Source organism: Pedobacter sp. B4419, from assembly GCF_059693725.1.
On record NZ_JCASSL010000002.1, the window covers coordinates 1,582,833 to 1,603,066 of the forward strand.

Consider the following 20,234-nt stretch of genomic DNA (forward strand, 5'->3'; position numbering starts at 1 on the left):
CATGAAAAGTATCAGAACGATTATCCTATTCTTTTTGGCCTTGGCGGCCAATTTAGCCGTAGCTCAACACCTTACTTATTCGAGTTATTCCGGTCAATCAGAAATCAAGGCAACGGGCAGCGTTACCCTGACCGATGGCTTCTATGTGCCTTATGGCAACAATTTAAGGGTTTATGTAAATGCCAGTTATTCAGAATGTAATTTGCTTTCCTCCGCGCCAAGTACCAATCAGAACTATGTACTAACTCGGATATTCAAAAAACCAGGTATAGACCCTACAAATCTTAACGGCCGCACAACCTGTGAAATAAACGAGACCATCCAGTATATGGACGGACTTGGCAGGCCTCTCCAAACCGTAATGGTACAGGGGAGCCCTTCTTTTAAGGATTTAGTCCAACCAGTTGTTTATGATGTTTATGGTAGGGAGGCGGTAAAGTACCAGCCTTATACAGTAGCAGGGACTTTGGGTACTTACCGTACAGATGCGCTATCTGCACAGCCAACATTTTATAATACGCAATCGTCAACAAGCAGTATCAAAAACACCGTTAATCCATATTCGGCTACTGTGTTTGAAAACAGCCCTCTAAATCGCCCAAAAGAACAGGGGGCGCCTGGAGCCGACTGGCAACCGATACCAGGAAGTGTAAACGGGCATACCATCAAGACCGATTATCTCTTAAACGAAAGTGGGGAAGTAAAGTTTTGGATAATAAACTCATCTGGAAATGGAGCTTTAGCTAGTGCCTATGCGGAAGGAAGGCTCCATAAAACAGTTCTTAAAGACGAGAACTGGAGTCTTGACAAGGGCAAGGAGGGGACTACGGAAGAATTTAAAGATTTGGATGGACAAGTTGTATTGAAACGGGTATGGGAGACAGGCACAAAGAGCCTGAGCACTTATTATGTCTATGATGATTTAGGCAATTTGCGCTATGTACTGCCTCCGGCAGTAAACGAAAATGGTTCCAGTCTTTCTTCGTTTGCAGAAGGAGATCCGTTATTCGAGCAATTTATCTATGGCTATCACTACGATGGCAGAAGAAGACTGGTCGAGAAGAAAATTCCGGGCAAAGGCTGGGAATACATGGTATATAACGATTTGAACCAGCTGGTGCTTACACAGGATGCCAAGCAAAGACTGAACAATGAATGGATATTTACCAAATATGATGCATTGGGAAGAACGGTGGTAACCGGACCCTACACCAATAGTGCCGGCCGCAGCTCCATGCAGGGAACAGTTGATGCCGATTTAGCCAGCTACCCGCTTTGGGAAGAACGGCCTGCGAATGCCGATTATACCGACAATGCTTTCCCTAGAGGAATTACAATGTTTTATACCAAAAGCTATTATGACAGCTATGATTTTGCCGGCAATACTTTTGGGGCTCCATTAACAGGCGAGATGACAGCAGGACGTACAAAAGGATTGCCAACTGGCGTAAAAGTAAATGTGTTGGGTTCATCAACTTTCCTGTTGACTGTCAATTATTATGATGAAGAGGGACGCATCGTTCGCTCTAAATCTGGCAATTATTTGAATGGTACAGATGAAACCATAAACAGCTATAGTTTTATAGGAGAACTTACATCAAGCACAAGGACACACATTGCCAATAGCACTACCACTACCATTGCTAACCGTTACGAATACGACCATATGGGCAGGAAGAAAGCTTCTTTCGAATCGATCAACGGACAGGAAGAAGTAACCCTCAACAAAATAGATTATGATGAACTGGGGCAGGTATGGAAGAAAAACCTGCATAGTGTTGATGGAACTACATTTGTGCAAGAGGTAGGTTATAAATATAATGAGCGTGGCTGGTTGGCAAGTATTAATGACCCAGCTGATGTTAAAGCAACCCAGGTATTTGGGATGACATTGAATTATGCCAACAAGGCCGATGCCTTTAACGGCAACATCGGTTCCATAAGTTGGCAAACCAAAGTGCCAGGAGGTTCAGGATTGAACCAGAATCTACAAGGTTATACCTATAACTATGATGCGTTAAATAGGTTGCAAAAGGCGGATTATATCAATCCAAATCTTTCGGCTAAGTTTAATGAAGAACTGACTTATGATGTAATGGGTAATATTGCTAACCTGAAAAGAACCAATAGTGCAAGTGGCTACTTGAACAGCCTGAGCTATGCCTATACGGGCAACAGGCTGGATGCCGTTGCAGATGGGGGAACCGCAAGTCAATCGAGTATCTACACCTATGATGTAAATGGCAACCAAAAAACCAACAGCAGGATTGGGATTACCAATATCGATTATAATGACCTCGATTTACCTCAAACCATAAGCAAGAGCACCACGGGAGAAAGCTTGGTTTATACCTACGACGCCATGGGCAACAAACTGAGGAAACAATATGGTAGTCAGGTAACCGATTATGCAGACGGCATCCAATACAGCAACGGAACTATAGACTTTATCCTAACGGAAGAGGGCAGAGCCGTGTCAGGTTCAAGCTATTCCTACGAATATTTCTTAAAAGACCATTTGGGCAATACCCGTGCAGCTATCAAACAAAATGGTGATTTTGTGCAAATACAGGATTATTATGCTTTTGGTTTAGAAATGAATCCGGGCAATACCTTGAGCCCAAGTCCAGCTAACCAGTACAAGTATAGTGGTAAAGAAAAGCAGGTAGAGATGGACTTGGGCCAGTATGATTACGGGGCAAGATTTTATGATCCGGTGATTGCAAGATGGAACAGTATAGATCCATTGGCAGATATGTCCCAAGGAACATCCCCTTATGTTTTTTGCGTGAATAATCCGATTTTGTTCTCCGATAAGCTTGGATTGGATACGATTAAAGTTCATAATCTGCCAACACTTAATATAACCGGTAGTAGTTTAGGGCGTGGTTTCGAAAGATTTTTAATGTGGACACATGGTGCACCCGTCAAAAAACTAGCAGCAAAGGCATTAGATTATTTTGATGTTCCGAGCAATTCCCCGAATTTTTTTATGCTATTGGTAAATTCCAATCTTCATAGAAATCAAACACAATTTACAGGTGGTCTCTTAGAGAAATTGAAAAAAGATCCTGGAATGGTTAAATTTAAGAAAAATCTAATAAAATATTTAAAATCTAATCCTAAGCTTAAAAAAGTTCATTTTGTAGAAGGTGTAGAGTTTGGGGGGAAATGGGAAAATGGTAACAAATGGAACGTAACTACAAACACTTTAACATGGGCGATTAGACATGCAGTTGTCACGGCGGATGCCGTAGTAAAAGCTGATGGAACTATAGTTGTACGATTTAGCACGTCGGATCAACTTGATTTGACACCACAGGAAGGCAGATCAGCTAATTACAATATCGCTAGCTTTCTAACAGGTACGCTATATCATGGGGTTATTGGAGGAAGTATGGATATGAAAACCCAGGCGAACTGGACTGAAACTATTAAACCATAAAAAATGAAACTGTATATATTATTGCTAATAACGATCTCATGCCTAACAGGCTGTGTAAATGATCCTGAACATGATAGACATGTAGATAGATTTTATACTGATAAGGGTGGAATTGATTATGGGCGAATTCCGCTTATTAAACCATATGAACTAACTACTTCCTCCAAAAAAAATTACTGGATTGCTGCAACCATTGATACGTCTGACGTACCTTTAAATATGCCGGGCGCCAAAAATATTAACATTGTTGATTCTGTTATTTTCATTTATGGCAAAGAAACGATTTTAGATGGACAAGAAGCCGATTCGGCTTGGTTTGTAATCATTCCCAAGAATCACTTAGTTCGCGGATTTATGGATTATCAGGGCTACCTAAATTATATACATTCAATTGGGTTTCAAAAAGAACCTAAGTTATATGATGCATCGGAGGTTTTTCAATATTTCGACAAACATGATACCATTGATTGGAAAGGGGTTTCAGTATCTTTAAGAAGTGTAAACTAGATAATAGCAAAAGATTATCTTAAAAGACTTATAACTCATCTGGCGCAAATCTTGCCGATTAGGGTAAGAGTGAGAAAGATAATCATAACAATAGCAGTTTTGCTATAAAGAAAAAACATCCCTGTGTAATGAGCCAAATAAAAGAAAGCTTTAAATCTATTATAGCGTATTTTGTTTAAGTGAAATATCTGATTTTAAAATACGTCGAGCGCTCAAAAAGGTTTAAAAATAAAAAGCTCCCATCAACAAGATGGGAGCTTTTTTATAAGGTAAGTTAACGCTTATGGCTCGTCGCAATTCGCACTGCTCAATACGCACTACCCCTTCACTTTAAACGAATCCTTCAAGCCAACCGTACGGTTAAAAATAAGCCTGCCTGGCGTCGAATCTTTGTCTAAGCTAAAGTAGCCCTTGCGGATGAACTGATAGCCCAATCCAGTGCTTGCATTGGCCAAATAAGGCTCGATATAAGCCTCTTTTATAACTTCCATGCTGTTCGGGTTCAGGTAATCCTTAAAATCGCCTTCTTCGCCATCTGGCGACTCTACAGAGAACAACCTGTCGTACAAACGAACCTCGGCCGTATGTGCATGTTTTACGCTTACCCAATGGATGGTTCCTTTAACGTTGATGCCACTGGTATCAGAACCGCTTTTCGATTCTGGAATATAAATACAATGAACTTCTGTTACATTGCCGTTTTCGTCTTTCTTAAAGTCGTTGCACTGTACAATATAGGCATGCTTCAACCTCACGGTAGCACCAGGTGCCAGCCTGAACCATTTTTTGGCAGGCTCTTCCATAAAGTCTTCGCGCTCGATCCATAGTTCATTGCTGAAAGGAATTTCGCGGGTACCACCTTTATCTTCTGCCTCAGGATTGTTTTCGCCAATTAAAGTTTCCTCTTGTCCTTCAGGATAATTGGTAATCACCAATTTAATCGGATCTAATACAGCCATCACACGGTTGGCACGCTTGTTCAAATCTTCACGGATACAGAACTCCAGCAAGCTCAACTCAATCAGGTTTTCGCGTTTGGCAATCCCGATGCGCTCACAAAACTCGCGGATGCTCTCAGGTGTATAGCCACGTCTGCGCAAACCGCTAATGGTAGGCATGCGCGGATCGTCCCAGCCACTCACCAAACCTTCGTTAACCAATTGCAGCAGCTTGCGCTTGCTCATGACGGTATAAGTAAGGTTTAAACGCGCAAATTCATATTGTTTAGAAGGGAAAATTTCTAATTTTTCGATAAACCAATCATACAGTTCGCGGTGCGCTACATACTCTAAAGTACAGATCGAATGCGTAATGTTTTCGATGCTGTCGCTTTGGCCATGTGCAAAATCGTACATCGGGTAAATGCACCAGGCATCTCCAGTACGGTGATGGTGGGCATGTTTAATGCGATAGATAATCGGATCGCGCATCAGCATGTTTGAGCTGGCCAAATCAATTTTAGCCCTCAACGTGCAGGCACCATCAGGCAGTTCGCCGTTTTTCATGCGGGCAAACCAATCCAGATTCTCAGCTACGCTACGGTCTCTGTAGGCACTTGGCGTACCCGGTTCAGTAGGCGTACCTTTTTGAGTGGCAATTTCTTCGGCCGTGCTATGGTCAACATATGCCAGGCCTTTTTCAATTAATTTTACGGCAAAGCCATGTAGCTGATCAAAATAATCAGAAGCATAGAGTTCGTTTTTCCATTGGAAACCCAACCATTGGATGTCTTCCTGCTGGCTGTTTACATATTCGGTTTTTTCCGTTACCGGATTGGTATCGTCAAAACGCAGATTGGTATAGCCACCATATTTCTGGGTTAACCCAAAATTGAGGCAAATGGCCTTTGCGTGGCCAATATGTAGGTATCCATTGGGCTCTGGCGGAAAACGGGTAACCAGGGTTTCGTATTTTCCGCTGCTTAAATCATTCTCTATTAGCTCTTCAATAAAGTTCAATGATTTCTCTTCACTCATAAAATTAGCTGTGTTAAAACGTCAAAGTTACGAAGAATGAGGCTATTTTTCTGGCTTTTTTAACAGTTTCATTAGTTGTACTTTCATCACCTAAGAAGGCTAAGCGCGAGTTGGGGCAGAGGCACAAGCCTTATTTGCCCATATATGCTTTATGTGATGATAAATCAGGTTTATTTAACCACATAGGGAACAAAGGTTCACATAGATCTGTTTTCACCACCTGAGAAGGCTAAGTACGCCTAAGGGCAAGGCGCATAAGCTTTAATTGTTCTTATATGGCCTTATATGGCGAGGAACAGTGTCCTATATGTTAAAGTTTTTGTCATCCTGTCCAAAAGACTCCTTCGGAGAGTGAAGCGAAGCCTGGCTGCGGTAGGCAGGGATCTATTCCAAAATAGATTCTCCTAGTGTCGGAATGACAAAACTCCTGAGGTGTCTTAGGTGGTGAAAAACCATATAGCGATGTGCGCCATTTTAATAGGCCTAATATGGTTAATTTTTATCTACAACAGTCAAACCCTTAGCTTTTCATCATATAAGGCATTTAAGTTGATAGAGGAGAGTAGGGTCACATTTTTAAAGAGTTTCTGATAAAACGGCTAAATTCTTTACATTTACATCGAATTTTACAATCAAATATGAACAAGACATTGAATAGGCCCATCCGTGTTTTAGTGGCAAAGGTAGGCTTAGATGGGCATGATCGTGGCGCCAAGGTAATTGCTACCTCGCTGCGCGACGCCGGAATGGAGGTCATCTATACGGGCTTGCGCCAAACGCCAGAAATGGTAGTAAATACGGCCCTGCAAGAAGACGTAGATGCCATCGGAATTTCTATCCTTTCGGGTGCGCACATGACCGTTTTTCCGAAGATTGTAGAAATCATGAAAAAGAAAGAACTCAACGATGTATTGTTAACCGGTGGAGGCATTATTCCCGAAGGCGATATGAAAAAGCTACAGGAAATAGGCGTGGGCGAACTATTTGCGCCAGGCACCCCGATGAACACCATCGTAGCATACATTGAAAATTGGGTAGTTACAAATCGAAATTTTTAAGCTATGGCCTATCAGCAACTCTTAACCGAAATCAAGGAAAATATCTTATACATCACCATTAACCGTGAGCAAAAACTCAATGCCCTCAATAAAGAGGTCTTGGCAGAACTGGCCGATGTAATTGCGAACGCCACCACAAACAGTGAAGTACGTGGCATTTTGTTAACAGGGGCTGGCGAAAAAGCTTTTGTAGCAGGGGCTGATATCTCAGAATTCCAGAACTATAACCTCGTCGAAGGAAAGGAATTAGCCAAAAAAGGGCACGATAATGTATTTAATGCCATAGAAAACTGTCCGAAACCCGTTGTGGCAGCCATTAATGGTTTTGCCTTGGGCGGTGGATTGGAGTTGGCCATGGCCTGCCATATCCGTATCGCCAGCGAAAATGCAAAGCTTGGCCTTCCAGAAGTAACCTTAGGCCTTATTCCAGGTTATGGAGGTACGCAACGCCTAACCCAATTGGTAGGCAAAGGCAGGGCGATAGAAATGATCACCACGGCCGACATGATTACTGCCGAAAAAGCAGCTCAGATCGGATTGGTAAACGAAGTGGTTCCGCAGGCATCGCTCATTGCAAAAGCCGAAGAGATCTTGGCTAAAATAAAACTAAGAGCCCCTTTAGCCGTAGCCAGCGCCATTAAGGCGATCAATGCTTCGGGTAATAAAACAATAAATGGCTTTGAGGTAGAAATAGAGGAGTTTAGCAAATGCTTTGGCACCGCCGATTTTAAAGAGGGCGTAAGCGCATTTTTAGAAAAAAGAAAAGCGGTTTTCAGCGGAAAGTAAGCTTTTAAAAAGAATAATCGGCCCGTTAGCAAATCAGTTGACGGGCTTTGTTTTTTCATCAGCTTTGGCTTAGCTAGGCATGTTCTTGGTTTAGAAGCAGAAAAAGTATATGTTCCTTAACCAAAAAGAAATGTCGTTTAATCTAAACGACAATAATTTTCAGCATATTTTAATTATCAAAAAAAGTTGAAAAAAAGTGTAGAAAATATTTCCCAAAGTAATTTTTTAGCTATATTTAGCTATTATTTGACTGGCAAAAAGTTTATATGAAAAAAATATTAATAGTTGACGATGAGGTAAATATAGGTCTTTTGCTATCTAAATTCTTAACTAGGAATTCATTTAGCGTGGAGACGGCGACCAGTGGCACTTCGGCAATGGATTACCTTTCTAAACATAGCTTTGACCTCGTATTATGTGATTACCGTTTGGAAGATACCGACGGTAAGGAGATGCTGATCAAAATCAAGGAGAAATACCCAACTACAGGAGTAATTATCATTACGGGCTATTCTGATATCAAGCTTGCCGTAGAGCTGATCAAGTTAGGAGCCTACGATTATATTACCAAGCCACTTTACCCAGACGAGATCCTCAATACCATTAACAAGGCAATAGAAACGCAGATTGCGCTCAATGCAAGTGCAAATGATTTTGCTGCCAATGGAAACAAAAAAGATAAAAGTACCAACAAACAGGCTCAGGCAGAAACCGGAGAGTTTGTGGTGGGCCAGGGCTCTGCTTCAAAGGATTTGATGAGGCAGATCATGTTGGTTGCGCCAACTTCGTATAGCGTAATTCTAACCGGAGAAAGTGGTACAGGTAAAGAATCGGTTGCCAAAACCATCCATATGAACAGTCCGCGAAAAGATAAGCCCTTTATTGCAATGGACTGCGGTTCGTTAACGAAAGAACTGGCTGGAAGCGAGTTTTTTGGTCACGAGAAAGGATCGTTTACCGGAGCACTTTATACCAAAATCGGCCACTTTGAAATGGCAAACGGCGGTACCTTGTTTTTAGATGAAGTGGGCAATCTTTCTTACGATATCCAGGCGGCCTTGCTGAGAACAGTACAAGAGCGCAAAATCAAACGCATTGGCAGTACCAAAGAGCTCGACCTTGATGTAAGGATTATTGTGGCGACCAACGAAAACTTGGGCGACGCTATCCAAAAGGGAAGATTTAGGGAAGATTTGTACCATAGGTTCAATGAATTTTCTATTCATCTGCCGCCATTGCACTTGCGTGGCAACGATATTATGGTATTTGCCAATACTTTTTTGGCTCAGGCCAATGCAGAGCTCAACAGAAATGTACAGCGCTTTTCTGAAGAGGTAGAAGAATGTATCCTTACCTATAACTGGCCTGGAAACGTTCGTGAGCTCAAGAACGTAGTAAGAAGGGCAACCTTGCTTACCGAGACCGACGAAATCCAATTGAAGGCATTACCTTTAGAAATTTCTACCTATGCCAAGGCAACGGCCATTGAAAACGCAGTAGAAAACAGCATTGTGCGTTCGGCAGGCAGCAACAGGCCTCGCGATTTAAAAAACGCAGCGCTCGAGGCCGAGTACGAAACCATTTTAAATGTGCTGCGCGAAGTGAATTTTAACAAAACCAAGGCTGCCAAGCTTTTAAATATCGATCGTAAAACGCTTTACAATAAAATGAAGGCCATCGATTTGGGCAATTAGCCCGAATGGTTGACCTGGGACGGTTAATTTTTTAAGATCCTAAAACATTTTAAGGGCTTTTGCTATTATTGATGTTAACCGCTAAGCTCTATGTCCCTATTTAACTACAAACAGCGCAATAACATTAACCTGGTCATTATTATTGCACTGGGCTGTTTAATTGCCTATTCTCTGCTCGGAATTTTTAGTTCTTTGCTGAGTGCCCTGGTACTCTATACCATTTTGCGTCCAGGCTATATCTATTTGGCCGAAGTACGTGGCTGGAATAAAAGTTTTACTGCCATTTTGTTGCTCTTTCTGTCGTTGGTGGTACTGGTGTTGCCTTTTTATGCCCTCAGCAGTATGGTGATCGAAAAAATTACAGAGCTGAGAAATGACGAGATCTATTTTAAGAACATCCTTTTTAAGGTAAAACACCTGTTGCCTGTTGAGGAAAATGTGCAGGTGATTATCGAAGATGGCCTCAAAAAGGCAGGTGCATGGGCCACGGGGCTTTTTCCTTCGCTTATTTCAGGGATTTTTAATACAGTGTTGGGCTTGCTGCTCATGTATTTTATCCTTTATTTTATGTTGGTAGAGCGAGAGGTTTTTGAAAATGCCTTGATCAAATATGCGCCTTTTAGGGAGCAGAATGCTCAGCGCTTTGCCGAAGAAATGCGCAATACAACTTACGCCAATGTGGTAGGGCAGGGCTTTATCTGTTTGGTGCAGGGCTCGCTTGTCAGTTTGTCATTCTATGTGCTAGGTTATAAAGACCCCTTGTTCTGGGGCGTAGTGACCACGTTTATCTCCTTTGTGCCGGTATTGGGGCCTCCGGTAATATTTGTGCCAGCGGCATTGCTGCAAATGGCCAATGGAAATAATTTTGCCGCCTGGGCCATGCTGATCTTTGGTTTTGTGGTCATTATCAACATCGATAACGTGCTTCGCTTCATGATTGCGAAAAAAGTTGGAAATATTCACCCTATAATTACGGTAATTGGCGTGGTTATTGGTATTCCTTTATTTGGTATATTGGGACTGGTATTTGGACCGCTATTGTTATCGTACTTTATTTTGCTCATCAAAATTTACGAAACCAGCTCGCTGGCTTCAGAAAGATTGGAAAGAATTAAAACAATTCAAGAGCATGAGGGGTTATAAAAACGAGTTTTAACAATACGATAATATCACGTCTGCTATATTTGAACAAACAAATTGTTAAACATAAAATTTTAAAATCATGAGCGATAATTCAAAAGTAGTTGTAGCGCTATTAGCCGGTTTGGCTGCAGGAGCAGCATTAGGTTTATTGTTTGCCCCAGAAAAAGGAAGCGAAACCCGCGATAAACTAGGACAGTCTTTAAAAGATTTTGGCGATTCGATCAAAGAAAAAGCCGCCGACGAAATCAATAACCTGAGCTCGCTTAAGGATAAAGTAGTCAACTCTATCAAAAGCAAGCTGAGAGATGTTGAAGACGAGTATTCTTCGGAAGTAGAAAACGTTTGAGCGATATAAACAATACGAATAGGTAATGGAAGAAAACAAGGAAAAAGGCATAGAAGATATCTTTTTAGATGCCAAGGAATACATCGATACTCGTATCGAGTATACCAAGCTTTCGGCAGTAGAAAAAGGATCTAAAATATTCGCAGACTTGATTACGAGTGCTGCGGTAATTATCTGTTTTGTGCTGGCGTTTCTGTTTGCTTCGTTTACATTGGCGCTCTACTTATCAACCGTTTTAGGGGGCTATGCAGCTGGTTTTGGCTGTGTTGCAGGAATTTATTTGTTCCTGTCTATTATTGTTTATTTAACCAAGGATAAATACATCGAGAAACATTTGATCAACTTGTTTATCAAAAGATATTTCGATAAAGTAGCCGATAAAGACGACGATGAAGAGAGCAAATAACATACGGACCTTAGAAGACCTGCAAGGCGAAATCAAACGCCTAAAGTCCGACTATAAGCAGCGGGGACAAATGCTGAAGCATGATTCGAAAGCGTATGTTGCCCAGTTTTCTATTGGCAACCTGATTAAAAAATACGCAACCCCAAGCGGTTTCCTTAAATTCGACGAAAAGACCAACATCAGTAGCAAGGTCATGTCTATTGTGCTGCCGATGCTGATGAACAGCACCTTTTTTAAAGGTTCAGGACTTATTACCAAAGCTTTAGCGGCGTTGGTATCGGGCAAAGTAGGTAAATCTTTAGATGCCGAAAGCATTTCGGGAATTTTTGGAATGGTGAAATCACTCTTCGCCAAAAAGAAAAAAGATAAAGACAGTGAGCTGGCCTTTGTAGATTACGGCATTCCGCCAGATAGCGAAACTTATTAAACAAAAAAGGAAACCACAATGGTTTCCTTTTTTGTTTCTCTCTCTATCGTTCCGAACTTGATTGAGCTCTCGCTCAGGAAAGATGCCGGATCTGATCCGGCTTGACGAAATCTATAAATCAGATTTAATTTTCAGTTCTTTCAGTTGCTTTTCGTCGATGGTGCTAGGGCTGTCAATCATAATGTCTCTTCCTGAATTGTTTTTAGGGAAGGCAATCACATCGCGAATGCTATCTAAACCGGCAAAAATAGAGCAAAGCCTGTCGAAACCGAAAGCAATGCCGCCATGCGGAGGAGCGCCAAATTCAAAGGCATCCATTAAGAAACCAAATTGTTTTTGTGCCTCTTCTGGACTAAAGCCCAAATGCTTAAACATTAAAGCCTGTAAGGCACGATCGTGGATCCGGATAGAACCACCACCAATTTCTGTCCCGTTAACCACCATATCATAGGCATTGGCTCTTACATCGCCTGGCGCAGTGTCTAGCAAAGCAATATCTTCTGGCTTAGGCGAAGTAAACGGATGGTGCATGGCATGGTAACGTTCGGTTTCTTCATCCCACTCCAACAAAGGAAAATCAAGTACCCAAAGCGCTGCAAAAGTATCTTTATTGCGTAGGCCTAAACGGGTGCCCATCTCTAAACGGAGCTCGCTTAATTGCTTACGTACCTTATCAGTTGCGCCGGCCATCACCAAAACCAAATCTCCAGGCTCTGTTTGGCAAGTTGCCGACCATTTTTGTAGCTCTTCTTCGTTATAAAACTTATCTACAGACGATTTTAACGAACCATCTTCATTATGGCGCAGGTAAATTAAACCTGTAGCACCAATCTGCGGACGCTTGATGAAATCGGTAAGCTCATCCAACTGCTTGCGCGTATAATGTGCACAGCCTTTGGCGTTAATGGCAATTACCAGTTCTGCATTGTCAAAAACGGCAAAATCTTTGCCTTTTACTACCTCATTCATTTCGATGAATTTCATCTCAAAGCGGGTATCAGGCTTATCAGAACCATAGTAGCGCATCGCATCAGCATATTGCATGCGAGGTACTGTTGGCAAATCGTAGTCACGTACTTCTTTAAACAAGGTGCGGATCAGGCCTTCGAAAGTATTTAAAATGTCTTCTTGCTCGATAAAAGACATCTCGCAGTCTATTTGGGTAAATTCAGGCTGTCTGTCGGCACGCAAATCCTCATCCCTAAAGCATTTTACAATCTGGAAGTAACGGTCAAAGCCCGAAACCATCAATAATTGCTTAAAAGTTTGTGGCGATTGAGGCAAGGCATAAAATTCGCCTGCGTTCATGCGGCTAGGCACAACAAAATCCCTTGCGCCTTCTGGTGTCGATTTGATCAGAACAGGCGTTTCTACTTCAATAAAATCCAATCCATCCAGGTAACGACGGGTAGCCTGTGCCATTTTGTGGCGCAAGATCATGTTGTTTCTGATCGGGTTGCGGCGCAAATCCAAATAGCGGTATTTCATGCGCAGGTCATCGCCACCATCGGTTTTATCCTCAATTAGGAAAGGAGGCAATTTGGCTTTGTTCAGTATTTCGAGGCTGCCCACCTTGATTTCGATATCGCCGGTTGGAATTTCCTTGTTTTTGTTTGAACGTTCTACCACTACACCACTAACCTGAATTACAAATTCACGGCCCAGGTTACGTGCAGCTTGGCATAAATCGGCATTATCATTCATGTTAAAAACCAATTGAGTAATACCATAACGGTCGCGAATGTCTATAAAAGTCATTCCGCCCAAGTCTCTCGAATTTTGCATCCAGCCACAAAGTGTAACGTTTTCGCCTAGATTTTGCAACGTTAAAGCGCCGCAAGTAGTTGTTCTTAACATCTTTAAATAAAATTTTGAGCCGCAAAAATACACAATCCGATTAAGGTTTCCGAAACCTTGGCAGATTATGTAGGTAGAAATTTTTTTTTCTACCTTGATGCAACGTTTTTAAAAACATATTGTCTTTTAACATGAACGCCGTATAAAATTGGAAACTGTATACATAGACAAACACGTCTCGCTGGTAAACGAATGCCGGGCGGGAAGCCGGAAAGCGCAATTTGAGCTTTACAAATTATATGCTAGTGCTATGTATAACGTAGCCTTGCGGATTGTAAACGATGATGCCGAAGCCGAAGATGTGCTGCAGGAAGCATTCTTGGATGCTTTTAACCGCATAGCAGATTTTAGACAGGAAACAACATTTGGCCTATGGCTCAAACAGATTGTAATTAATCGGGCCATCAATTACCTGCGCAAGCGCAAGGCCGAGTTTGTGAGCATAGACGATGTTGATGTGGCCGAAGAAACAGCCCCAGATCCGGAAGATAACGCTTTAAAGGTAGAAGCCATTAAGGCTGCGGTTGCCGAATTGCCCGATGGATACAGGGTGGTGCTAACGCTGTACTTGTTTGAAGGTTACGACCACGAAGAAATTGCACATATATTGAAAATAACAGAAAATACATCACGCTCACAGTACATGAGAGCCAAGAGAAAGTTGAATAGTTTATTAGAAATGAAAGGAGTAGCAAGATGAATAATAAATTAGAGGAGTTTGTAAAGGCGAACAAGAAGGAATTCGAAGTAAAAGGCCCATCAGATAAATTATGGGACCGTATAGCCACAGAGTTAGACAAAAAAGAGCAGCCAAAAAAGTCGGTAAAGCTATATTCTTGGCTAAGCATCGCCGCCATGCTGATGATTAGCGTAGGCATTTATTTTACGGCCAGCTATAAAAGAGCAAATACCGGTGTAGAGATCGCCGATGTTAATCCATCCTTCAAAAACAAGCAGGTGCATTTAACCAGCCTGATCGAAGAGAAAAGGGATAGCTTACAAGTGTATGCCAAAGATAACCCTGAGCTGTATGGCAAGTTTACCGAGGATATGGGCAAGTTGAGTAGGGATTACGATGCCTTAAAAATAGAGCTGCAGAACAGTCCCAACCGCGAGGCTGTGGTAAGGGCCATGATGAAAAACCTTGAAATCCAATCGCAATTGCTCAGTCAGCAATTAGGAATTATAAACCAAGTCAGTCAATATAAAAAGGAGAATTCGATATGAGGCAAATCCTTTGGATAGCTTCCTATTAAAACAAATCAATCATGAAGAAAATGAAAAATTTAGCGCTAGGTGTGTCGGGCTTGCTGTTGCTCGCTACACAAGTTAATGCACTACAAACCGGAGAGGTAGTGGCAACAAGTCCAACAGCACCAGTGGCGCCGGTAGCACCTACCGCAATTGCCAAAAACAGCTCTTCAAAAACGTATTCGATAAGTACAACCAATGCAACTTCGGTTAGCTTTTCTAGCAATAGCCAGGATTCGGATGATCCGATGAGAGCCAAGACCTTTTCTAAATCTTTTAGCGTAGACCGTGGCGATAAAGTGAATTTGAACAACCAATTTGGTGGTATGACCATCAAAACCTGGGACAAAAACGAGGTGAAGGTAGATGTAGACATTAAAGCCTACGCCAATACCGAAGACGAAGCGCAGCGATTATTAGACAATACCAATATCAATGCTTCTAAAAGTGGAGACCTGGTATCATTCAAAACGAGTATCGGCGATAAAAATGGCAACTGGGGCAATGGCAACAGAAACGGCAAAAAATGGCGCAGGGAAGTAAAAGTGTATTATACGGTTTACATGCCTTCGGCCAATGCCTTAACCGCATCGCAAGAATACGGAAATATCGTAATGGATAGCTTTTCGGGACCAACATCGCTTAAAGTGCAATATGGCAACCTTACTGCGGGCAACTTGAGCAATGCAAACAATTATGTTTCTATTCAGTACGGCAAATGTACGTTGCAAGACGTGAATCAGGCCCGCATCAGGCATCAATATGGGGGTGGTTTAACCATCGCTTCTGTAGGAACGCTTGATTTGGATGCACAATATACATCGGCAAATATCACTACCATTAAAAACAGCGCCATCATCAAACACCAGTACGGCAGTGGCTTAACCATTGGTACCGCAGGTTCTTTAAACCTCGATTTGCAATACACCGCAGTAAATATCGGAACGGTAAAAGGAACAGCTGTGATCAAACATCAATACGGCAGCGGCATTACCATTGGCACAGCGGGAGCGCTTGACCTGGATGTGCAATACGCTGCAGTAAAGATTTCAAACCTGAATGGCAACTTAAGCACCAAGATCCAGTATGGCTCATTAAGTGCCGGCAATATCGATGCGGCCGCTAAAAACATCAACGTTAATGCGCAGTATAGCAGCGTAGCTTTAGGCTTTGATCCAGGGTACTCGGCCGATTTCGATGTATCTGTAAGCTACAATAGCTTTAAGTATGGCAGCAACGTTACGGCACGCAAACAAAGTGACGACGATGACCAGACCAAACAGTATACTGGCCAGATCGGAAAAGGCGGTTCAGGGAAGGTAACTGTCCGCTCGTCGTACAACTCGGTTACATTTAGATAAATAAACCAAACAAATAAAGTGGAAGCCTGTTAATGAAAATTAGCAGGCTTTTTATATTTTCGCCTAAGATCAGATAAACCATGGAATTTTTAAGCAGTCCAGAAGCCTGGATTTCACTATTGACCCTAACCGTTTTAGAAATAGTTTTAGGGATAGACAATATCATTTTCATTTCTATTTTGTCGGGCAAACTGCCTGAGCACCAACAGAAAAAAGGCCGTCAGCTGGGTTTGGGCCTAGCCATGATTACCCGTGTGCTTTTGCTGCTTTCGCTTACTTGGATCATGAAACTGACTACGCCTTTGTTTAATATCGGCGAGTGGTTTGGTGTAAACAGCGAAGAATGGCTGGGCAAATTGGCTATTTCGGGTAGAGATTTGATCCTGATCGTTGGGGGGATTTTCCTGATCTATAAAAGTACGCACGAAATCCACGATAAGCTGGAGAGCGCCGAAGAGCAGGAAGTAAAGGGCAAGGTATATTCTTTTAGCGGCGTAATTTTTCAGATCCTTTTGTTGGATATTGTATTCTCGCTAGATTCAGTAATCACTGCAGTAGGGATGGCCGAGCATGTGGAGGTTATGATTGCTGCAGTAGTCATTGCGGTTATCATTATGATGATTTCGGCCGGGGCTATCAGCAAATTTGTAAACCAGCATCCAACCGTTAAAATGTTGGCACTCTCGTTCTTGTTGCTCATTGGTGTATCGCTATTGGCCGAAGGATTAGACCAACACATTCCGAAAGGTTACATCTACTTTGCCATGGCCTTCTCGGTATTGGTAGAGATGCTCAACCTGAAGATGAAAAAGAACAAGAAACCCGTTAAGCTGCGCAACAGCCCACAAGAAGAGGCCGATAAAAAATAGCTTGAATGCTTGGCGTTTTTTAACCTATTTGTCATTCCGACGAGAGAAGAAATCTACTTTGGGAAATTTCTTCATAGCTCCTTCGCGTCGCTCTGGATGACAATACTGGCACAAACCTGTAGAATTGCGCAATACACCAGAGGAAGGGACCGATAAACAAGAAGATTCCGATAAAAAATAGTTCAATGCTTGCTTTTTAACCTTTTGTCATTCCGACGAAAGGAGGAATCTATTATAGAAGTTTTTCTTTCGTAGCTCCTTCGCTTCGCTCTGGATGACTATGCTGGTGCCAACTGCTTCAAAAAAGTCACACAAACCTCCTTTTTTCTTTAAACGCAATTTTGTTGCATCTAATTTTATAGTTTTGCCCATATAGAAAAATTATGGACAGATACGATGTAATTATTGTTGGAGGCAGCTATGCTGGGCTTTCGGCAGCTATGGCCTTGGGCAGGTCGTTGCGCCAGGTTTTGGTGATCGATGCTGGTGAGCCATGCAACAGGCAGACCCCTCATTCGCACAATTTTTTAACACGCGATGGCGAAACACCCGCCATTATCAGTGCCGAAGCCAAGGCTCAGGTTTTGGCCTATCCTACGGTGATGTTTGCCGAAGGATTGGTTGTTAACGCCCAAAAAGAAACCGAAGGATTTACAGTTTCGACAGCAAATGGGCAAAGCTTTTCCAGCAGAAAACTGATTCTGACCATGGGGATAAAGGATATATTTCCTAATATTAAAGGCTTTGCCGAGTGTTGGGGAATTTCTGTGTTGCATTGCCCGTATTGTCACGGCTACGAGGTAGCCAATCAGCCTTTAGGGGTAATTGCCAATGGAGATATGGCCTTTGAATTTGCCAAGATGATTTTTAATTGGAGCAAGAATCTTACCCTGTTTACCAATGGGCCTTCTACCTTAAGTGAAGAGCAGACACAGCGTTTTAAAGCAAAGGGAATTCAAATCGTAAGCGAAGAAATTGCCGAGATTGTGCATTGGGATGGGGTTTTAAAATACCTTTTGTTAAAGAATGGAACTAAACATGAGCTGAAAGCCATTTTTGGCCGTGGAGGTCTTGAGCAGCATTCGCCCATTGCAGCGCAGTTAGGTTGCGAAATCGATCCGCAAAACCTGATTGTAGTTAACGATGTGCAAACCACGGTGCCCGGCGTTTTTGCGGCCGGCGATTGCACTACAATGTTTCGTACAGTTTCTGGTGCAGTAGCCAATGGCAATAAAGCCGGAATCTCTGCCAACAAGGAAATGATAGAGGAGGATTTTTAATTCGATTTGAGCATGCCAAAGCTAAAGCCTACTTTTGCAGGCCTACATTTTAAGCTTAGCGTATGATTACCTTTTTCGAAGCCTCATTGGCCGAACTTTCTATCCATAGGATTGGCAACAAATTGCAAGACGAGTTTTATGTGCTGTCTGAACAGTCGATGTACATTCAGGACGAAATGCTCAAACAGCTTTTGCTGCAGTATTTTTTATCGCCTTATGAGAAAGTGAACGAGATCTATCATTTCATGCATCCCAACAATGACCTGAATTTGAACGAGGTGTACCATTTCGCGTCAGAGATATTTGCCAATGGCGATGTGTTTCATGAAAACAGCAAAAAGCTGGCTACCTACCTGTACGATATTTCCAACCACCCCAAAATAAAATCGGGAGAGCTTTATGTAGCCTATTTTGAGAATGTGCAGATCGAAGGCGATTTGCACGATGCCATCGGGATTTTCAAATCAGAAACCAAAGAAAGCTATATTAAAGTGTATCCAGAGCAAAGCGGTTTCGCCTTGAGCTATGAGCAGGAAGCTATCAACATTAGTAAGTTGGATAAAGGTTGCCTGATTTTCAATACGGATAAAGAAGTAGGCTTTAAGGTGGCGGTAATTGACCAAACCAACCGCAGTGCCGAGGCGGTTTATTGGAAGGACGAATTTTTAAGGCTTAAGGTCAGGAACGATAATTACAGCCAAACGCAAAATGTATTGGGTGTATATAAGAATTTCATCACCGAAAAGCTTGATGAAGAATTTGAAGTCACCAAAACAGACAAGATCGATCTGCTCAATCGCTCGATGAAATATTTTAAAGAGAAAGAAAGCTTTGACATAGACGAATTTGCCAATGAGGTAATTGCCAATAAAGAAGGAATAGATCTCTTTAAAAGCTACAAGAAAAGCTACGAAGAGGAGTTTGATACCCCAATTGCCGATACCTTCGATATTTCTGATGCCGCGGTTAAAAAACAGGCCAAAGCTTTTAAGAGCATCTTAAAACTCGACAAGAATTTCCATATCTATATCCATGGCAACAAAGAGCTCATCGAAAAGGGCTTTGACGACGATCGTTCGATGAATTATTATAAAGTTTATTTTAGAGACGAAGAGTAGCATTGCTCTTGGTGGTGTTCTTTGCCAGCAAGTTTAGGAGAATGAGATAGGACATTGCTGCTGAAGACCTGTGTGTCCTAAGCCTATATTTTCTTTTGGAGCGCAGTGTTCCTGCATGATTAAAGGCAGTCCCGCCTTACGCTGTATCTTTTTTGCTGAAGGCGCAAAAAAGGATGCCGCTCCAGTCAGGGCTATTGACAGGCCGTAGTGCAGTAAACCCAGATCAATTTTACTGGCATTTTTTGGTGTTCCTAGCCAGCAGGCCCCCCTTCAAAAAACAATAAATTTTCTTAAATTGCTGTAGGCTTATTCATCAAACACTACTTATGGCACTTAAAATTCTAAACTCGATCTTAATTCTTTTTGCCTTGTACATGGGCATTAAACAAGGCTTCGCCATGATCAGTGGCAAGCAAGAAATGTTGCAGCTGTTTAACAAGTTCAATGTTGGCAAAAACGGGGTATTGGTACTGGGCGCCTTTACCGTAATTGGCGCCATCCTGGTTTTGTTTCCCAAAACATTTGTGTATGGCAATTTCATTACTGCGGCAGGTATCCTATTCATTATGGCCTTAGAGCTCAGCCATAAAGACCTCAAGGGAGCAGCCATCGAATTGCCTTTTCTCTTGTTGTCGCTGGTTATCCTTTACCTGCAGCATCCGTTGAATAAATCTTAACCTGGCTATTGTTGGTGAGGAACACCAACAAGT

Annotated in this window: 18 protein-coding genes; 16 read left to right on the forward strand and 2 right to left on the reverse strand. The window is 42.2% G+C overall.

What is annotated here, in order from left to right; translation table 11 throughout:
• The first annotated feature begins 1 nt into the window (after position 1).
• Both AC570H_RS18290 and AC570H_RS18295 read left to right on the forward strand, forming a co-directional pair.
• Positions 2-3,445, forward strand: a complete 3,444-nt coding sequence (locus AC570H_RS18290; RefSeq protein WP_497357503.1) for a DUF6443 domain-containing protein — start codon at positions 2-4, stop codon at positions 3,443-3,445.
• A gap of 3 nt (positions 3,446-3,448) precedes the next feature.
• Positions 3,449-3,952 (forward strand): hypothetical protein, encoded by a 504-nt coding sequence (locus AC570H_RS18295; RefSeq protein ID WP_497357505.1) that lies wholly within the window; start codon positions 3,449-3,451, stop codon positions 3,950-3,952.
• Between the two features lie 317 nt (positions 3,953-4,269).
• On the opposite strand, the gene AC570H_RS18300 is transcribed toward AC570H_RS18295, so the two are convergent.
• Complete coding sequence (locus AC570H_RS18300; RefSeq protein ID WP_497357507.1) at positions 4,270-5,928, reverse strand: glutamine--tRNA ligase/YqeY domain fusion protein; 1,659 nt, start codon at positions 5,926-5,928, stop codon at positions 4,270-4,272.
• Positions 5,929-6,566: 638 nt separating this feature from the next.
• On the opposite strand from AC570H_RS18300, the gene AC570H_RS18305 reads away from it, so the two are divergent.
• From AC570H_RS18305 to AC570H_RS18335, 7 genes are all read left to right on the forward strand, one after another.
• Positions 6,567-6,986, forward strand: a complete 420-nt coding sequence (locus tag AC570H_RS18305; protein WP_497357509.1) for a cobalamin B12-binding domain-containing protein — start codon at positions 6,567-6,569, stop codon at positions 6,984-6,986.
• 3 nt (positions 6,987-6,989) lie between these two features.
• On the forward strand, positions 6,990-7,772 hold the full coding sequence (locus AC570H_RS18310) for an enoyl-CoA hydratase/isomerase family protein (protein ID WP_497357511.1): 783 nt from the start codon (positions 6,990-6,992) through the stop codon (positions 7,770-7,772).
• Positions 7,773-8,038: 266 nt separating this feature from the next.
• Positions 8,039-9,466, forward strand: coding sequence for a sigma-54-dependent transcriptional regulator (locus tag AC570H_RS18315; protein WP_497357513.1), 1,428 nt, complete (start codon positions 8,039-8,041; stop codon positions 9,464-9,466).
• A 90-nt stretch (positions 9,467-9,556) separates the two neighbouring features.
• Positions 9,557-10,609: an AI-2E family transporter gene (locus AC570H_RS18320; RefSeq protein WP_497357515.1), complete on the forward strand. Its 1,053-nt coding sequence runs from the start codon at positions 9,557-9,559 to the stop codon at positions 10,607-10,609.
• A 79-nt stretch (positions 10,610-10,688) separates the two neighbouring features.
• Entirely contained in the window at positions 10,689-10,955 is a 267-nt protein-coding gene (locus AC570H_RS18325; RefSeq protein WP_497357517.1) for a YtxH domain-containing protein, read from the forward strand.
• 25 nt (positions 10,956-10,980) lie between these two features.
• The gene (locus tag AC570H_RS18330) at positions 10,981-11,361 is read left to right on the forward strand and encodes a phage holin family protein (protein ID WP_497357519.1); all 381 of its coding nucleotides are present in this window, start codon (positions 10,981-10,983) and stop codon (positions 11,359-11,361) included.
• Complete coding sequence (locus AC570H_RS18335; RefSeq protein ID WP_497357521.1) at positions 11,345-11,788, forward strand: hypothetical protein; 444 nt, start codon at positions 11,345-11,347, stop codon at positions 11,786-11,788. The genes AC570H_RS18330 and AC570H_RS18335 overlap by 17 nt, the downstream gene beginning before the upstream one ends.
• Positions 11,789-11,899: 111 nt before the next feature.
• Here the strand turns inward: AC570H_RS18335 and aspS are convergent, their stop codons facing one another.
• Complete coding sequence (gene aspS / locus AC570H_RS18340; RefSeq protein WP_497357523.1) at positions 11,900-13,645, reverse strand: aspartate--tRNA ligase; 1,746 nt, start codon at positions 13,643-13,645, stop codon at positions 11,900-11,902.
• Positions 13,646-13,793: 148 nt separating this feature from the next.
• Here aspS and AC570H_RS18345 point away from each other — a divergent pair, with 148 nt between their 5' ends.
• From AC570H_RS18345 to AC570H_RS18375, 7 genes are all read left to right on the forward strand, one after another.
• Positions 13,794-14,345: an RNA polymerase sigma factor gene (locus AC570H_RS18345; RefSeq protein WP_497357525.1), complete on the forward strand. Its 552-nt coding sequence runs from the start codon at positions 13,794-13,796 to the stop codon at positions 14,343-14,345.
• Entirely contained in the window at positions 14,342-14,872 is a 531-nt protein-coding gene (locus AC570H_RS18350; protein ID WP_497357527.1) for a hypothetical protein, read from the forward strand. Before AC570H_RS18345 ends, AC570H_RS18350 begins: the two co-directional genes overlap by 4 nt.
• Positions 14,873-14,913: 41 nt before the next feature.
• Positions 14,914-16,257 carry a hypothetical protein gene (locus AC570H_RS18355; RefSeq protein WP_497357529.1) on the forward strand — a complete coding sequence of 448 codons (1,344 nt, stop codon included), beginning with the start codon at positions 14,914-14,916 and terminating at the stop codon, positions 16,255-16,257.
• A gap of 80 nt (positions 16,258-16,337) precedes the next feature.
• On the forward strand, positions 16,338-17,126 hold the full coding sequence (locus AC570H_RS18360; protein WP_497357531.1) for a TerC family protein: 789 nt from the start codon (positions 16,338-16,340) through the stop codon (positions 17,124-17,126).
• 383 nt (positions 17,127-17,509) lie between these two features.
• The gene (locus tag AC570H_RS18365; RefSeq protein ID WP_497357533.1) at positions 17,510-18,406 is read left to right on the forward strand and encodes an NAD(P)/FAD-dependent oxidoreductase; all 897 of its coding nucleotides are present in this window, start codon (positions 17,510-17,512) and stop codon (positions 18,404-18,406) included.
• Positions 18,407-18,468: 62 nt separating this feature from the next.
• Positions 18,469-19,524 carry a nucleoid-associated protein gene (locus AC570H_RS18370; RefSeq protein ID WP_497357535.1) on the forward strand — a complete coding sequence of 352 codons (1,056 nt, stop codon included), beginning with the start codon at positions 18,469-18,471 and terminating at the stop codon, positions 19,522-19,524.
• 326 nt (positions 19,525-19,850) lie between these two features.
• On the forward strand, positions 19,851-20,201 hold the full coding sequence (locus AC570H_RS18375; protein WP_497357537.1) for a hypothetical protein: 351 nt from the start codon (positions 19,851-19,853) through the stop codon (positions 20,199-20,201).
• The last annotated feature ends 33 nt before the right edge of the window (positions 20,202-20,234 follow it).

Bases quoted from the DNA above. Each gene is read 5' to 3' on its own strand.
- AC570H_RS18290 (WP_497357503.1), top strand. From the start codon at position 2: ATGAAAAGTATCAGAACGATTATCCTATTCTTTTTGGCCTTGGCGGCC.
- AC570H_RS18295 (WP_497357505.1), top strand. From the start codon at position 3,449: ATGAAACTGTATATATTATTGCTAATAACGATCTCATGCCTAACAGGC.
- AC570H_RS18300 (WP_497357507.1), bottom strand. From the start codon at position 5,928: ATGAGTGAAGAGAAATCATTGAACTTTATTGAAGAGCTAATAGAGAAT.
- AC570H_RS18305 (WP_497357509.1), top strand. From the start codon at position 6,567: ATGAACAAGACATTGAATAGGCCCATCCGTGTTTTAGTGGCAAAGGTA.
- AC570H_RS18310 (WP_497357511.1), top strand. From the start codon at position 6,990: ATGGCCTATCAGCAACTCTTAACCGAAATCAAGGAAAATATCTTATAC.
- AC570H_RS18315 (WP_497357513.1), top strand. From the start codon at position 8,039: ATGAAAAAAATATTAATAGTTGACGATGAGGTAAATATAGGTCTTTTG.
- AC570H_RS18320 (WP_497357515.1), top strand. From the start codon at position 9,557: ATGTCCCTATTTAACTACAAACAGCGCAATAACATTAACCTGGTCATT.
- AC570H_RS18325 (WP_497357517.1), top strand. From the start codon at position 10,689: ATGAGCGATAATTCAAAAGTAGTTGTAGCGCTATTAGCCGGTTTGGCT.
- AC570H_RS18330 (WP_497357519.1), top strand. From the start codon at position 10,981: ATGGAAGAAAACAAGGAAAAAGGCATAGAAGATATCTTTTTAGATGCC.
- AC570H_RS18335 (WP_497357521.1), top strand. From the start codon at position 11,345: ATGAAGAGAGCAAATAACATACGGACCTTAGAAGACCTGCAAGGCGAA.
- aspS (WP_497357523.1), bottom strand. From the start codon at position 13,645: ATGTTAAGAACAACTACTTGCGGCGCTTTAACGTTGCAAAATCTAGGC.
- AC570H_RS18350 (WP_497357527.1), top strand. From the start codon at position 14,342: ATGAATAATAAATTAGAGGAGTTTGTAAAGGCGAACAAGAAGGAATTC.
- AC570H_RS18355 (WP_497357529.1), top strand. From the start codon at position 14,914: ATGAAGAAAATGAAAAATTTAGCGCTAGGTGTGTCGGGCTTGCTGTTG.
- AC570H_RS18360 (WP_497357531.1), top strand. From the start codon at position 16,338: ATGGAATTTTTAAGCAGTCCAGAAGCCTGGATTTCACTATTGACCCTA.
- AC570H_RS18365 (WP_497357533.1), top strand. From the start codon at position 17,510: ATGGACAGATACGATGTAATTATTGTTGGAGGCAGCTATGCTGGGCTT.
- AC570H_RS18370 (WP_497357535.1), top strand. From the start codon at position 18,469: ATGATTACCTTTTTCGAAGCCTCATTGGCCGAACTTTCTATCCATAGG.
- AC570H_RS18375 (WP_497357537.1), top strand. From the start codon at position 19,851: ATGGCACTTAAAATTCTAAACTCGATCTTAATTCTTTTTGCCTTGTAC.